Source organism: Selenomonas ruminantium subsp. lactilytica TAM6421, from assembly GCF_000284095.1.
Classification (GTDB): Bacteria; Bacillota; Negativicutes; order Selenomonadales; family Selenomonadaceae; genus Selenomonas_A; species Selenomonas_A lactilytica.
The window spans coordinates 2457217-2472873 of record NC_017068.1 but is presented as its reverse complement, the minus strand read 5'-3'; the positions used below and the strand labels follow the sequence as shown (position 1 = coordinate 2472873).

Here is a 15657-nt window from a genome sequence, read left to right as displayed (position 1 = left end):
ATAGACATACTAGACTTTGATTAGGGACTGGAATATCCATATGTAAAAAGATATACTGTGAGGATGCTACTGATAAAGGAAGAAGATTAAATGCCTAATTTATCTGCTTTAGCCCGAAATGCTTTGGAAAGAGTATTGATTGAGTTTGGCAAAGATACAAAATTTGTTATATATCCTTTTGGCGAAGGTGGAAAAATCTTAAAAGGAATAATGAATTATGAGTTTAATATACAAGAATTTGCGATAATAGATAATTTCTTAGCAGATGTAAATAATAAAGTAAAAAATAGCACATTTCTCAAAAATCAGAAGGATATCATAGTGCTGGTTGCCAGTTATCAAGTAAATAATTTTCATGAGATAAGAGATCATTTATATAAATTTATTCCTCCTAATAAATGCGTAGAAGTATTTAGCAATATAATTAACAATAATGATAATTCAATAAGTAATGGAATGAATTCTTCGCATGAATTATGGGATTTGATGCTGGAAAGATATTATATAAACCCGAAAGAGAAAAATAGAATTTTTGTGATAGGTGATAGTCATGCATGTTTTTTTTCTGGCTGCTATTTAGACAATTATGTGTATAGAGATGGTCTCGGATTGTGCAGACCACGTATTGATCCATTTAAGGTATTCCATTTGGGACCAGCATTGGCATATAATCTAAATAATTACGGGACAACCACTAAAGCAAGAGAAAAAATAGACCGTATTTTAAATCTAATTCCTGCTGGTGAGAAGATATTATGCGTATTCGGGGAAATTGATATAAGAGTACATGTATTTAAACAGACAAAAAGGGGGGGGGACTTTCATCGCGTGGTCGATAAAGTTGTTGAAAATTATGTGTCGTTTGTTAATAAGTTGAGCGAAAAGTATAGAGTCTATATTTGGTGTCCAGTGGCTTCTCAAAGTGATGATTGCAAATTAGATGATAATTTTCCACGTTCTGGGACGCAAGCTGAACGCAATAAAGCGACAGAATATTTTATAAGAGAACTAAAAAAGAAATGCTTAGATGGAAATATTGCAACATGTTTGTCGATTTTTCCAATGCTGGTTGACGAGGAGTATAAAACTAAAACACAATATTATAGAGATTCGGTGCATTTGGCACAATGTGCTTGGCTGTTCGCTGATGATGAGTTTAAGAAAAATGGTATTTTATGTATTAGAAGGTAACTGCTCAGTTTATGCAATGTAAATTTGAGGTGACGAGTATTGAAAGGATATGTAAAGATTTCTATTATAGTGCCGATATTTAATGCTGAAAAATATCTAAGTAGATGCTTGAATAGTCTAATAGGACAAACTTTGAAGGAGATAGAGATAATCTGTGTAGATGATGCATCTACTGATGGTTCGACAGCGATTGTTCAACAGTATGCGGCAAGAGATGAAAGGGTAAAGTTGTTTTATAGCAGTGGGAATGAAGTGCCTTCTAGAAATTTAGGACAATCGATTGCACGAAATATTGGTTTAGTAGTAGCATCTGGCGAATATATTCTTATGGTTGATGCAGATGATTGGCTAGAACTAGATGCAGCCAAGAAACTATATGAGTTATCGACGAAAGATAGGTTGGACATACTATATTTTGGATTTGTTTTTGAATATGAGGATGATAAGATAAGGCAAAAAGAAAAAGGTATGGTGGTCCGAACACGTGCGGGGGCATGTATTGATAAAGCTATAAACGGACAGGAAATGTTTGTTCTTCAATTAAGAAACAATGCACAGTTAGGGGTGGTATGGGCGGCTGTTTTCAAGAGGGAGTTTCTGCATGACAGTAGATTGTTTTTCAATGAAGAACTTCGTTTTGAAGAAGATTGCTTATTTTCATTGCAGGCAATTTTGAGAGCCGACAGAACTAAATGTATTGATGTGCCATTATATCATTATTATCGTCGACATGCATCGGTGACAACTGATGTTTTTACAGAAAAATATCTAATGGATAAATTTATACAAGCTTGCTATGCAATGAAGGAGGTTTTATATCAAAAAAACATTCTGCCTGATAATATGGAATGTATATCGAGGTGGTTAGGTGGGCATTTTTCCTTGGTACATCGCATATGGAATGATAATTTTAACATCATCGATGGGGGAAAAATTGTATTTTTACGACCGTGGGAAAATATTGCACTTGAGGTGTTTAAGTGTATTGTTAGGCCAGAACCATCATTGCATAAATTTACTGATGAAGAATTATGTTTAATGAAAAATTGCAATACTGTTATTGTTTATGGAGCAGGATATGTTGCAGGTAGAACGCTGATATACCTTCATAATTTAGGGATTGATAAGTTTAAAATTGCAGTCACTAATAAAACAAACAACTATTTTATGGGAAATGAAATTTGTGACATAAATGAATTGTGTAGAAAATCCCCCAATAATGTAGTTCTTCTAGCTGTGATGCCAGATAAGCAAATTGAGATGATAAATGTTTTGAAATTATTGGGGAATCAAACCTATATATGTATGGTATAAAATGATTAAAATAAAAGAATTGAGGAAACGTCTATGAATTATGTGTTATTCCCCTATGAGAGAGTAGAGAAAAACTCTCGAGTGATAATTTATGGCATGGGATGGTTGGGCAGGATGTTTGTTGATCAAATAGAGCACAATCACTATTGTGAATTGCTTTTTTCTGTAGATAAAAATTATCAATCTATAAACTCTAATAATATCGCGGTTAGACCACCAATATCTGTCCAGGAAACAGAATTTGATTATATAGTCATTGCCTTACTGTCAGTTACAACCGCTGAATCTGTAAAGGTTGAACTGGTAAATTTGGGTGTGCCTGCAGAGAAGTGTGTATATAAATATGTACTATTGGAGTCGGATAGAGAACAGATACTTCAAAAGATTTCTAGCATGGATTATTTCCTACGTAATCGTGTTGGAAAAATGCTGTATGGTCTGGAATCTTTTGCCGAGAATGAATGTTGGCTTAGGACTTGTCAGGACTGGGAAAAATCTTGGCTTAATGAGAAATTTCAATTGCTTAAGTCTGCACTTACTGTTTACAAGATAGATAATACACATAATTTTGTACGTCTAGGGAAGCATGGTGATGGCGGATATTTAATAGTAGAAAATTATCCAATTAGTGAAAGAAAAATTTTATATGCTTTTGGAGTGGGGGGAGATGTATCATTTGAATACGAGATGGCAGAACAGGGGTATCAGGTTTATATGTATGATCATACCGTGCCGAAACTACCACAAGAGCATCCGTCTTTTCATTATCAAAAGCGCGGATTGATTGGTGAGCATGACGAATCTAGGTTCGAGCTATCCACATTGACAGATTTTATGCGTGAAAATGAACATCTACAGGATCAAGATATGCTGTTGAAGATGGATATTGAGGGTTTTGAAGTAGATGTATTCCGTAACTTATCTGAATCTGTGCAGTCTAAGTTTGCACAGATTGTGCTGGAACTACATGGCTTGGATGAGATAGAGAAGTGGGATGCGTTGCTTGAGGCGTTGGCAGGGTTGAAGCGCACGCATACGCTGGTGCATCTACATGCTAATAATTGGGGCTCTGTCACCTATATCGGAAATGCGATGATTACAGAGGCAATGGAACTGACTTTTGTGAGAACATCAGACTGGAATTTTTCTCTGCACGAGAGATTTCTACTAAATCCTATGGATGTGCGTTGCGATAGTGTTCGTCCAGAGAGGCTTGCATGGCAATGAGAAAATATTGATATATTGTAAATATATCGTTAGAAAATTGGTGACAGACAATGGAAACATATATTTTTCCTTTTTGGAAGGTCGATAAAGGTTCCAAAGTGATAATTTATGGTGCAGGCAGAGTGGGACAAATCTTCTGGCAAGAATTGATAACTACCGGATATTGTGAAGTTGTAGCTATTGCGGATAGAGAATGGGAAAAGTATGAATTATTGAGTGAAAATATAAAGGTGATAGATCCTGAGACAATCGCTGCTTATTCTTACGATTATATTGTAATAGCCATAAATAATGAATTGGTGTGTCAAAAAGTAGTAGCATATTTGAAAGCAGAATTGGGTGTTTCAGGAAAAAAGATAATATATGATTCCATATTATTAGCACCAAATAAAATTGTACCAATGATATCTCGCAAGATGGGATATTATTCAGATAAGTTTGCCTATGAAATTGATAATAATGGAGTGCGGATTGCTGTATTTGTGGGCAATGGTCTTGGCGATATTATTATTGCGAAGAAATACATTATGGAAATCTTGCGTTTATCGCCGCCACATACATTGCTTGATATGTTTGGAAAAGCAGAATTCATAGAAGCTGTTTGTTCTGATTTACCCCAGTTGCATAATGTTTTTCCTTGGAACTTTTACGCAAGCCAGTGCCAAAAGTATGATTTGGCTGTCTATGTTACTTATCTTCTGTCACTAGATAAAATTTCAGAAAATAAGATAGAATTGGTTGCGCCTAGACTTTTATATATGGTTCGTAATTTAAGTAAGCAACTGAATTTATATGGCTTGGCTGGTTCTCAAGAAAGGACGTTAAACAGTGTGCATTTTGCTAGGTGTCGATATTTTAATCGAAATGCATATACAGCATATACGGAAGCAGGGGGGCTAGAAATAAAGGATACTAGAGTACCTATTCCTATGTCGGAGTCTGAATGTACAAACTTTAATAATCTGGGTCTTATGTATAGGAACTATATTACATTTCACTATGGTTGGGGGGAAATATCTTCTAAGAACAAGAAACATGCAAAGGTTTGGCTATCAACGTATTTCACAAAACTCGCTGAAATGATTCACGGTGAATACCCAGAGTTGTGTATTGTACAAATTGGTGGAGATAATGAGCTGCATTTAGATGGAATAGATAAGGAAATCATTGGTAAGAACCTTGAACTGGTAAAATATATTTTAAAAAATGCTCTTTTACATGTAGACTGTGAGGGTGGATTGGTTCATTTGGCTACACAGTTGGGGACTAAATGTGCTGTGCTTTTTGGCCCAACTCCACAGTGGTATTTTGGATATGAAGAAAATATCAATATATCTGCCAATATTTGTCCACCATGCTGTTACTTAGAGGATAACTTTGCTTCATGTATAAGACGGTTAGATGAACCTGAGTGTATGAAGGCGTTGCATCCCGATATGGTCATGGAAAAAATCCGAAAATATTTGGATACGAAAATACATTCATAGCAAGGCATGAGGAGAATTTTATGGCTTTATATAATGAGTCATCACCGATTCTTAGTATCATTGTTCCTATCTATAATTCTGAATGTTTTTTAGAGCAGTGTCTTACATCTATAAGAGATCAAACTTTTGAAAATTGGGAGTGTTGGTTAGTAGATGATGGCTCCACAGACACATCAGGAAAAATCTGCGACGAATATGGCAAGGTAGACTCAAGGTTTAAGGTTATACATAAAACTAATGAAGGGTTAGTTAATGCTAGAATTACTGGTATAAAAGCTAGTAAGGGAACTTTTATTGGTTTTGTGGATAGTGATGACTGGATTGAACCGGACATGTATGAGAACATGATTTTTGGCGCGAGGCAAAATAGTAGTGTTGATATTGTAGTCACAGGTATCATTCAGGAATCTCATGGGAGTAAATATCTTGAAGAGCGACCGATAAACACATTGGGGATAATTTCACCAATAGAAGCAGTTACACATATGCTGACAAGGCGTATCTTTGCGTGGGAATTATGGTGCAAGATTTACAAAAGATCATTATTCGATAAAGAGTCTTTTGCCGAAATATTGACTAAAGGCGAAGATCTATATACAACAATTAATGTGTTCAAACGAGCAAACAAAATATTATGCTTGCAAAATTTTAGTTATCATTATAGGCTTCATCCTGCCAGTATGTCTCACACGACATCTGGAGTTGATGATTTTTCGTTCCTTCAAGCTATAAAATTATCAATACAATGTTTACGTGGTTATCCTGCTTTTGTATGTGAATACTTTTATAAATGGTACTTTACTTTGTTGATAGATAGATTGGTAGACATGTACATTCACAAAAGAGAACAATATACAAAGGAAATCCAATACATACACCAAGAGATTATATTGTCAATTGATAAAAGATATATATATAATGTGCCATCTAAAATAAAATTGTTGTATAATTTTATGTCTAAAAAAAATGGTTTAGTCACACTGGGATATAGATGGGAGAAAATGCGATTAAAATTTGAGAAGTTATCATTAAGAAGTGATGAATTATATATATTTGGTACAGGATATGGTAGTGAATTGGTTTTAGCATGGTTAGAGAAATATAATATAAAAATAGATGGTTTTTTGGTTAGTGATGCTTTTTTCAACGAAAATATATTTCATGGATATAAGGTGGTTAAGCTATCTAATGTCAATATTACGCATAGGAATGTGAGTGTTATTATTGGAGCTTTGTCAGGTAAAGAACATGAAATAAGGTATATTTTATCCACAAAAGGATACGGTAGCTTTTATTGGCCGTTCATATTAAAATATATTCTTGATTACAACCATATTATAGAAGTATATAAAGATGAGTTACTCAAGCAAGTTTGTGTTGAGCAATAGAGGAAAACTTTACTGAATTTGAAGGGTGGCGATTGGGATTATGGATAATTTCCGCGAGATAAATTGTGCGACTTCAAATGAATTACCGTTGCTGGGTAGAAGCGTCACCGATTTGCTTCTAGCGACACCAGGAGCACAATTGCTACAATCCATTCTTGCTGGTGCCAGTGTACCATTTTCTATTGGTTATACTGTGGGTGGCGCATTGGTATTTGCTTACGCACAGTGGTTGGTGCAGCAAGCATTGCAGATGGGCTTGGATCGGCTGTACTTTTTAGCACGCGATGGTTTTGTGGTTCAAAAAGCTGTTGAGTATATTATCCAGGCTAATAGTTTATCTCTTCGCACTAGTTATCTTTATTCATCAAGGCGTGCTTGGCGCCTGCCTTCTTTTGATGGAAGTTCTAAATGCTTTGGGGAATTATTAGCACAAAGTTTTCCGCATAGCCTGCAAGATTTTGCAAACATATGTCAACTAAGTATAGACGAGATGAGGAAATATGTTGATATTCCAGAGCAGCAGAGACTTAATGATGTTAATGCTCGTCAACTTATACTCAAGCTTCAACATAATACTGAACTGCGAAGAAAGATTTTTTCCCAACAAACGGGATCACGATTTTCCTTGTTAGCATATTTGAAACAAGAATTAGATTTGGAAAAAGGTAATTTTGGATTGGTTGATGTGCAGGGAACAGGCTATACGTCTTCTTGCATAGCCAATTTATTATCATATGCTTACAATAGGAAAATTCCAACTTTTTTTTATGTACTTGTTAATCCAGTCGTTAGTAGTCATTGTCATTTTTTATCTTTTATAGATACGAAACTATCTTCTTCATCATTGATGGAGCTTTTTACACGTGCTCTGCATGGACAAACCATTGGCTACGAAAAATCTCCAACTGGAGAAATGCAACCTGTTCTTAAAGGTCATGAGAGTGTCGAGTTGAATCGGTATGGCTACAGGGATTATCTTGAAGGAGTAAAACAGTCATGTTTGATCTATTCACATCGTATTGGTTTACACGATGGAGCTTTTTCTTCAGCATGGGCATCCAATATATTAAAAGCTGTAGACAACGAGCCTGATACTAAACTCTTTAACTTTTTTGCGAGTATGCCAATTAGCTCCGATGGTCATCATCTGAAAGTTTACGCTCCATCTCTTGATCGCCGTGATTGGAGGATGATAAATCTTAATTTGAGGGAGTATTTTGGAGGAAATATTAGATGGTCAGAACGTCTTTATGAAAGAATTCATAATAAATACCCTTATACATACAGGCATAGCGGTCTAAAGATTCTAAAAAAATATGAGCGCTTGTATGGTCATTCGCTCATGGGAAGAGAGGTCCCAAGTTATTTTGTTGGCGTTGAATTAACTAAACGGGTTACTTTATATGGTGCAGGAAAAATTGGTGAAATAGTTTTCTATGAATTAACACGAAAGCATAAGATACATATTTCGCAGTGGATTGATTGTAAGTTTACTATTCCTGGCTTCTACGATGGAATTAGGACGTGCAATCTTAATTCTGCCAATTGGTTTGCAGGCGAATGTATTATTATTGCAATAAGCAACCTAGATATAGCTCAAGGAGTAGAAAAAGAAATAAGAGTACTAACAAACAAGATGTTCAACAATATAATAATTAATCTGGCACATTTTATTGATACGAAATACTTTTTAAATTATCTTGATTCATTGGATTAGGAATTTATTGCTATGTACTAAATAGGTGTAAGGATAATTGAAAGAGGTACTTAGATGAATTCAGATGCTTTTGTTGCATTACGTTATTTACGAGATAGTGATTATTTGAAAATCAAATATATGGGACTGAATCTATCTGACGTTTTACCTAAGGATGAGTGTTTGATTTTTTACGGTTTAAATTATCTCTCACAACAGGTTTTTCAAGATATCAAGAATTATAGACATGTATGCTGCTTCATTGATGCATCTCCTATAAGAGAAGATGTAGATGGCGTACCAGTTTATACTCCAGATAATGAAAATCTAAAAAATATAATTTCTACTAATTGTCCTCTACGAGTTATAGTGCTTCCTACATGGGATATCGAAATAATCGAAGCTGAATTGAATGAGCTTTTTGAGTCGTATATTCTTACACCAATAGACTGCCTTTTTGTCGCTAGAATTCATTTATATTTACTTCACCTAAATAATTCAGCATTATTAGCTAATGGTTGGCTAGATCCGCTTTTGCATTGGAACAAGCGAGAACGTAAATTTACTGATATAGTATTGACTCACACTGTTTATACATTGTTTCTGTATATGCTGTTAAAGGAAAATTGGGATAGCGCTTATATACTAGCACTTGGTGTTAGTAAAGATATAGCAGTTAGAATTAATTCATTGCTCATCGATAATGAGATTTTTGTTGATAAGACCATTATGATGCATAAGTATTTAAACGATATAATAAGTCATCGTGTAATGTTGATTGGGGAATATGCTAAACGTCATCACATACACGTATATGGTGTAGACCATAATAGTTTTGCTCATTATTATTTCGGTACCAGATTTACTCAATTAGAAGATGGCATCTTTGATTATCGAGAAGATAGCTGCCACAATTATAGTGGGGTCATGGATGATGGTGAACCTTACCTAGCTTTTGGACACAATAAGTATGTAGAAAGCATAATTCTAACAGGTCGTGAAAATGTTCTTCCATCTATCGCTGACAAAGTTAAATTAATTGACATTAAAAAATTATGGCAAAGGAAAAAAACTGATGAACAGAATAAAATCTTATATGTATTTGGATTTCCTAAAAAGAAGATACAAGATTTGATTAATAGGCATAGGGATTACTTCCTTTTTACACAAAACTTAACAGCTTATGGTATGACTGAAAAAGAGCAAGTAGAGGCATATAGTAAAATTTTATCAAATTATGATTTAAATCGTATTGTTATCAAGCCACATCCCCGAGACGAAATTGATTACCGAAAATATTTTCCATCATGTGAGGTGCTAGATGTTCCATTCCCTGCTGAACTTTTGTATTTTCTTAATGTACCTATAGAAAAAATAATAGGAATTACTTCCACAGTACTACATGGTTTATTCCCGAAAGAAAAGGTAAATTCTTATCCTGAACTATATAGAAATTGTATTTGAATTAATATGATTATACAAAAAGGTGAAAGTTTATTCAAAAAGTATAAGATTTGCAAAAAAAATGATAAGAAATGGATGGGAGTAAAATGTTAAATAAAGATACATTACTTCGAATAGGCTGTTTCCTCCGTGAACAAACTGGTAAAGTAGCCGTGTATGGCTTAAAACTGAATGCGCAAGCAGTGTATTGGCACTTCCCTAAATCTATCGCATGTTTTTTAGATCGCGATATTAACTCAGGATTTTTTTGCGGTCTTCCTATACGGCGAATAGAAGATTTGCCGCGTAATAACATACACGCTATAGTCATTGCGGCTAGTTTGTCTGCAGAATCACATATCTATGCACGTATCTGTGATTTTTGTGATTCACATGGAATAGTAATATATAGCTTGTATAGTGGCAAACTGAAAGCTGAATGTCTTGGAAAGGCTTTTCCCGCTGAAGAGAATCAAGAGAGTGAGTTACGAAAGGCTATTGCATCGCATGATATTGTTAGCTTTGATATCTTTGATACGCTCTTGATGCGCAAAGTGCTTTTTCCGACCGATGTTTTTGATATTGTGGAGAAACGTTTACGTGAACACGGTATAGATATTCCTGGATTTAAAAATTATCGTATACAGGCGGAACGTGGGGATAAGCGTCATAAAGGATTGGCAGGTATTTATCTGACACTTGCTGAAATGTTGGGGTGGACAGATTCTCAGGCTGCTCTCGTTATGCGCGAAGAGCTGGCAGCAGAGCGTCAGGTGCTTGTGCCACGACCAGGAATGGGCGAGATACTATCTTATGCACATGATATAGGCAAGTATGTACTGCTGGTGTCAGATATGTATCTTCAACCAGAGTTTTTGCAGGAGGTGCTCGCTGAAAATCAACTAACTGCTTACGATGAACTATATGTTTCTGATGACAGGGGAACGGGCAAGGGAGAGCAGTTATTTGAACTTGTGCGTAAGGAGCATCCAGCAGAGACATATCTTCATATAGGAGACAATGCTATTATGGATGGATGGTCAGCTCGTGTGCATGGATTCGACTCATGGTTGGTGCCGAGTGCTTTGCAGATTTTAAAGACTACAGAAGCGGCTAATATTTTGTCGTTTGCTGAAAATTTTAACGATAGATTGCTAATAGGGTTATTTGCGAATCGTACTTTTGGAAATCCATTTGCAGTCAGAGAAAAATTAGTGTCTGTTAAGAGTTTGCCTCAGTTTGCCTCATTTTTCTTGGCGCCATTGGCTGCTCAATACGTGTTGTGGCTGCTGCAAAGAGCTAAGATTCATCATTTCGAAGGAGTGCTTTTTGCTGCTCGGGATGGATGGTTGTTCAACAGACTTTATCAAGCAGCTGCTGAAATTATGAAATTACCTAATGTACCTCCAGGAATGTATTTTTATGGTTCCCGCAAACTTTGCATAAGTGCAGCATTGCAAGAAGAAAAGGCATTGGAGTGGTTGAAAGGTCATTTGGTTGGACAAACGCACCATTTCCTTAGAGAGTGTTTTGGTTTTCTACCAGGGGATGGTCATATACCGCCAGCGTGGGGGGAGGACACTGATTTAATATGGAATGAGGTTGTTGACAAAAAGGAAAGTATATTTGCTCGTTCGGCTGTCATTAAAGATGGATATGAGCGTTATGTCGCTAGATTGGGGTTAAAAAGAGAAGGACGGTATGCTTTTGCAGATTTGTGTTCTCAGGGTACTACACAGTGTGCATTGACTCATTCAGTATTGCCAAATTTGTACGGCCTTTTCTTTGCACGTTATATGTCTGGTAGTTCTGTTACTATGGGACGGGTGGAAACTTTTCTTCCCCAGGCAGATTGGCATATGCTGGCGAATAATGCGCTTGAGTTCATATTTTCATCGCCAGAGCCATCTGCCGCTTCTGTTGATGAAAATGGGAATATAATTTTTGAGGAAGAAGACAGGTCTGATAAAGAATTGAAGCTTTTAGATGAGGCTCAAGAAGCTATTGAAAAATTTTGTCATGAATTCTTTTCATTGTGTGAGTCTGATGGGTTTATAAGCCCTGCTATAGGTCATTTTTTGTTATCCATGTATCAGCAGCCTATCTTCGCAGGAGCAGGAAAGGTATTTGACGGCATGGATATAAATGACAATCTAATGGGAGTTCGAGTGGACTGCCTGCTGACTAATGAAAAATAATTTTACGAAGGAATGATGCACCATGAATATTGGCATGCTTATAGCTGGTGGCACAGGTCAGAGGATGGGGCAGGAGATACCAAAGCAGTTTCTCAATGTCCATGATAAGCCCGTCATCATCTATACATTAGAAGCATTCCAGAAGCATCCCGAGATAGATGCTATTGCTGTGGTCTGTCTGGCTGATTGGATGCACGTGCTGGAGGTGTATGCTCGACAGTTTAACATCACGAAGCTGAAGCATATCATCCCAGGTGGGGATTGCGGTCAGGCTTCTATCCGTAATGGGGTGTTTGAACTGGAAAAACACTATGGGCGGGAAGACTTTGTGCTGGTGCATGATGCCATCCGCCCCATGGTGTCGGAGGCCGTGATTTCAGACTGCCTGAAGGTAGCTAGGGAGCATGGTAACGCCATCACGGTCATTCCCTGCGCTGAGGCTATGGTAATGACTGAGGATCAGCAATCCTCTGAGGAGCTTTATCCCCGTGAGAAGCTGAAGCGTACTCAGACACCGCAAGCCTTTCATATAGGAGAAATCTGCGATTTGCATAGGGAGGCACTGGCTCGTGGCATCACCAATTCGGTAGCCTCCGTGACTTTAATGATAGAACTGGGGCACAAGGTGTATTTCTCCAAAGGCTCAGAGAAGAACGTGAAGCTCACTACGGTGGAAGATATAGATATTTTCAAGGCACTGCTGGCGGCACAGCGTTCCTATTGGTTGAAATGAGGCATGGCTATGGCTTTGATGTCAAGTGAATTATATCGTCAGGACTTGCGGACTTGTCTGGACAGTGTGCCTGGTCTGGAAAAACTGATTGGCAAGTCTGTACTTGTGACGGGGGCTGCGGGGCTTTTGGGGTCATTTTTGGTGGATGCATTGCGTCTGGGCAATAGGGAGCGGCAACTGGCTTGCAAGATTTATGCTTCTGCACGCAGTTTGGAGCGGTTGCAGGGGCGCTTTCCTGTAGTGGAGCCTGTAGATAACATGGAGTTACTGGTGCAGGATGTGACACAGGCCTGGGGATATCCAGATATCTGCCCAGAGTATATCATTCATGCGGCAGGTGGTGCAGATCCCCACTCCATGTATGAGCAGCCTGTGGAGGTCATTAAGGCCAATGTAGAGGGGACTGGGAAAATGCTGGACATCTTGCGTCAGGCTGGCCGTGGGCGCCTTTTGTTCTTGTCCAGCGGTGAGGTCTATGGTGAGACCGGCAATGCTGATGCTTTGGATGAGCAGGATTTTGGCCACATTGACCAGGCCAGCGTCCGCAGCTGCTATCCCTTGTCGAAACGTCTGGCAGAAAATCTCTGCCTTTCATATGTACATGAGTACGGTGTGGATGCGGTGGTGGCAAGGCCTGCCCATACCTACGGGCCAACTCATACGGAGAAAGACAACCGGGCTACGGCTCAGTTTACGAGACAGGCTTCCCGTGGAGAAGATATTGTCCTGCGGAGCCGTGGTGGGCAGGTGCGTTCCTATACTTATGTGGCTGATGGGGGAGCTGGATTGTTGATGGTGCTATTGCATGGCAAGGCCGGGGAGGCTTATAACGTGGCAGATACCTCAGCCCAGGTCAGCATTGCAGACTTTGCCCAGCTGGCCGCCAAGGCCGGGGGCGTTGCTGTGCGGTATGAGGATAATAACAGTCAGCCAACCCCCATTAGCAGGGCGGTGCTGTCAGATAAGAAACTGCGGGCTTTGGGGTGGCAGCCACGCTTTGCGCCTGAGGAAGGAATAAAGCATACAGTAGCCATTGAGAAGGAACTATTTACCAAGGCTCAGTCGTAAGGAGGATATATTTCATGGAAGTAAATTACATTGTCATTCAGGCCGGAGGCCTTGGTACGCGACTGGGGAAACTGACGCGGAACCGTCCCAAGGCACTGGTGCCGGTACTGAACCGGCCTATCGTGTTCCATCTCTTTGAGCGATGGCCGAAGTGCAAGTTCGTCATCATTGGTGACTATAAATATGAAGTTCTCAGCCGCTATTTGCAGGTTTTTGCCGATGTGGACTATTTGTTGGTGAAAGCCGAAGGGAAAGGCAATGGGGCAGGAGTGGCAGAGGCTCTGAAGTACATTCCTGCAGGTGAGCCATTCATGCTGTTGTGGTCTGACCTGTTGCTGGATGAGAGCCTGGCTTTGCCGGAAGAAGCTGCTCCCTGCTATGTAGGCGTGTCGGACAGATTCCCCTGCAGCTGGCGTTTTCGGGCAGGAACTATGGAGAAGCTCCCTTCTGAGGGAAAGTCTGGCGTAGCTGGTTGTTTTCTCTTTGACAGCAAGGAAAGGCTGCAGGGGTTGCCAGGTGAGGGTAGCTTCACAAAATGGCTGACAGAGAGCAAGCTGCCCTTGCAAGCTTGGAATCTGCGGGAGACTGCTGAAGCTGGCACCTTGGAAGCCGTGAAGACTATCGACCCAGGTACCGCCAGATGCCGCCCCTACAATCACATGGAGTTCACCAAGGACTGTGTCATCAAGACGGGACTGACAGAGGAAGGCAAGAAGCTGATTGAGCGCGAGGTCCGTTGGTACAAGGCTGTGGCGGCCTATGGCTTTCAGGCTGTGCCCAAGATTTATGTCTATGAGCCGCTGACCATGGAGCGCATTGAAGGAGAGAATATCTTTCTGGCCAAGCTCTCCGCCGAGCAGAAAAAGAAGGTCATTGACCAACTGGTGGAAATGCTGGACGGACTGCACAAGTCAGCCCAGCCGGGGCCAGACTATTTCGGTCTGGAGAAGGATTACTACAGCAAGACCATCAAGAGGGTGCAGGGCATACGGGATGCCATTCCCTTTGTCGACCAGCCCTATATCAATATCAATGGGAAAAAGTGCAGGAATGTGCTGCTCTTCCGGGAGGAATTTTGGCAGGAAATCCATGACTTCCTGTTCCAGGCTGACTTTGGTCCCATCCATGGTGATTGTACCTTGACCAATACCATGATTGACAAAGACGGGCGCATTTACTTCATCGATGCCCGCGGCTATTTTGGTACCAGAGAGATCATGGGGGATGTCTATTATGACTGGGCCAAGATTTATTATTCCTTGGCAGGCCGTTTCGACAGGTTCAATATCAAGGATTTTGAACTGGAAATCGCAGAAGATGGCGTCAGGTATGAGATAGCCAGGAGCGGCTGGGAAGATTTGACCCAGTATTTCCTGGATAAGATTCCTGACTGCAATGTGGCCAAACTGAAGCTTATCCATGCCATTGTCTGGATTTCTTTGGCCAGCCATTGCTGGGAAGACTACGATTCAATGTGCCTGGCATACTACAACGGGCTGGCACTGTGGCAGGAATGGCAGGAGGAACACGCATGAAGGAGAATCTGCGCTTGTCCACCTTGGGGAAGACCTGGATTTTTGACTTTGATGGTACCTTGGTGGAGCACAATGGCTACAAAGAGGGGGCAGACCGCTGGCTGCCGGGGGCTAAGGAATTCTTGCAGAACATCCCGGCAGAAGATTATGTGCTGATACTGACAGCTAGGGAAGAAGAGGCTCGCGAGATGACTGAGGCTTTCTTGAAGCAGGAGGGCATACGCTACAACGATATCAAGTTCCAGATGCCCATGGGGGAACGCATCCTGCTGAATGACAGCAAGCCCTCGGGGCTGAAGATGAGCTATAGCGTGGAGTGCAAGCGGAATGAGGGGCTGCTGGGATTAAGTACCGAAATAGATGAGAGTTTGTGAGGA

At 39.6% G+C, this 15657-nt stretch carries 12 protein-coding genes; all 12 read left to right on the top strand.

Translation table 11 applies throughout. The annotated features are described in order from the left end of the window. The first annotated feature begins 90 nt into the window (after positions 1-90). Entirely contained in the window at positions 91-1191 is a 1101-nt protein-coding gene (locus SELR_RS11980) for a hypothetical protein (protein WP_014425490.1), read from the top strand. A gap of 39 nt (positions 1192-1230) precedes the next feature. Further along, a complete protein-coding gene (locus SELR_RS17880; RefSeq protein ID WP_014425489.1) occupies positions 1231-2505 on the top strand; it encodes a glycosyltransferase family 2 protein in 1275 nt (424 codons plus the stop codon). Positions 2506-2538: 33 nt separating this feature from the next. Continuing rightward, on the top strand, positions 2539-3732 hold the full coding sequence (locus SELR_RS11970; RefSeq protein WP_014425488.1) for an FkbM family methyltransferase: 1194 nt from the start codon (positions 2539-2541) through the stop codon (positions 3730-3732). A 50-nt stretch (positions 3733-3782) separates the two neighbouring features. Then, the gene (locus tag SELR_RS11965; protein ID WP_014425487.1) at positions 3783-5219 is read left to right on the top strand and encodes a glycosyltransferase family 9 protein; all 1437 of its coding nucleotides are present in this window, start codon (positions 3783-3785) and stop codon (positions 5217-5219) included. 20 nt (positions 5220-5239) lie between these two features. Next, positions 5240-6607 (top strand): glycosyltransferase family 2 protein, encoded by a 1368-nt coding sequence (locus SELR_RS17875; RefSeq protein WP_014425486.1) that lies wholly within the window; start codon positions 5240-5242, stop codon positions 6605-6607. Positions 6608-6647: 40 nt separating this feature from the next. Next, positions 6648-8324: a hypothetical protein gene (locus SELR_RS11955; RefSeq protein ID WP_014425485.1), complete on the top strand. Its 1677-nt coding sequence runs from the start codon at positions 6648-6650 to the stop codon at positions 8322-8324. Between the two features lie 54 nt (positions 8325-8378). Further along, on the top strand, positions 8379-9767 hold the full coding sequence (locus SELR_RS17870) for a glycosyltransferase family 52 (protein ID WP_014425484.1): 1389 nt from the start codon (positions 8379-8381) through the stop codon (positions 9765-9767). 86 nt (positions 9768-9853) lie between these two features. Beyond that, positions 9854-11944 carry a hypothetical protein gene (locus tag SELR_RS11945; RefSeq protein WP_014425483.1) on the top strand — a complete coding sequence of 697 codons (2091 nt, stop codon included), beginning with the start codon at positions 9854-9856 and terminating at the stop codon, positions 11942-11944. Positions 11945-11966: 22 nt separating this feature from the next. Then, the gene (locus SELR_RS11940) at positions 11967-12677 is read left to right on the top strand and encodes an IspD/TarI family cytidylyltransferase (RefSeq protein WP_014425482.1); all 711 of its coding nucleotides are present in this window, start codon (positions 11967-11969) and stop codon (positions 12675-12677) included. Between the two features lie 9 nt (positions 12678-12686). Then, positions 12687-13745, top strand: a complete 1059-nt coding sequence (locus tag SELR_RS11935) for an NAD-dependent epimerase/dehydratase family protein (RefSeq protein WP_014425481.1) — start codon at positions 12687-12689, stop codon at positions 13743-13745. A gap of 14 nt (positions 13746-13759) precedes the next feature. Beyond that, positions 13760-15280: a phosphotransferase gene (locus SELR_RS11930; protein WP_014425480.1), complete on the top strand. Its 1521-nt coding sequence runs from the start codon at positions 13760-13762 to the stop codon at positions 15278-15280. Next, positions 15277-15654 (top strand): HAD family hydrolase, encoded by a 378-nt coding sequence (locus tag SELR_RS11925; protein ID WP_014425479.1) that lies wholly within the window; start codon positions 15277-15279, stop codon positions 15652-15654. Before SELR_RS11930 ends, SELR_RS11925 begins: the two co-directional genes overlap by 4 nt. The last annotated feature ends 3 nt before the right edge of the window (positions 15655-15657 follow it).

Excerpts from the sequence above, each read along its gene's own strand:
- SELR_RS11935 (WP_014425481.1), top strand. The coding sequence starts at position 12,687 with ATGGCTTTGATGTCAAGTGAATTATATCGTCAGGACTTGCGGACTTGT.
- SELR_RS11980 (WP_014425490.1), top strand. The coding sequence starts at position 91 with ATGCCTAATTTATCTGCTTTAGCCCGAAATGCTTTGGAAAGAGTATTG.
- SELR_RS11925 (WP_014425479.1), top strand. The coding sequence starts at position 15,277 with ATGAAGGAGAATCTGCGCTTGTCCACCTTGGGGAAGACCTGGATTTTT.
- SELR_RS11930 (WP_014425480.1), top strand. The coding sequence starts at position 13,760 with ATGGAAGTAAATTACATTGTCATTCAGGCCGGAGGCCTTGGTACGCGA.
- SELR_RS17870 (WP_014425484.1), top strand. The coding sequence starts at position 8,379 with ATGAATTCAGATGCTTTTGTTGCATTACGTTATTTACGAGATAGTGAT.
- SELR_RS11945 (WP_014425483.1), top strand. The coding sequence starts at position 9,854 with ATGTTAAATAAAGATACATTACTTCGAATAGGCTGTTTCCTCCGTGAA.
- SELR_RS11955 (WP_014425485.1), top strand. The coding sequence starts at position 6,648 with ATGGATAATTTCCGCGAGATAAATTGTGCGACTTCAAATGAATTACCG.
- SELR_RS11970 (WP_014425488.1), top strand. The coding sequence starts at position 2,539 with ATGAATTATGTGTTATTCCCCTATGAGAGAGTAGAGAAAAACTCTCGA.
- SELR_RS11940 (WP_014425482.1), top strand. The coding sequence starts at position 11,967 with ATGAATATTGGCATGCTTATAGCTGGTGGCACAGGTCAGAGGATGGGG.
- SELR_RS11965 (WP_014425487.1), top strand. The coding sequence starts at position 3,783 with ATGGAAACATATATTTTTCCTTTTTGGAAGGTCGATAAAGGTTCCAAA.
- SELR_RS17875 (WP_014425486.1), top strand. The coding sequence starts at position 5,240 with ATGGCTTTATATAATGAGTCATCACCGATTCTTAGTATCATTGTTCCT.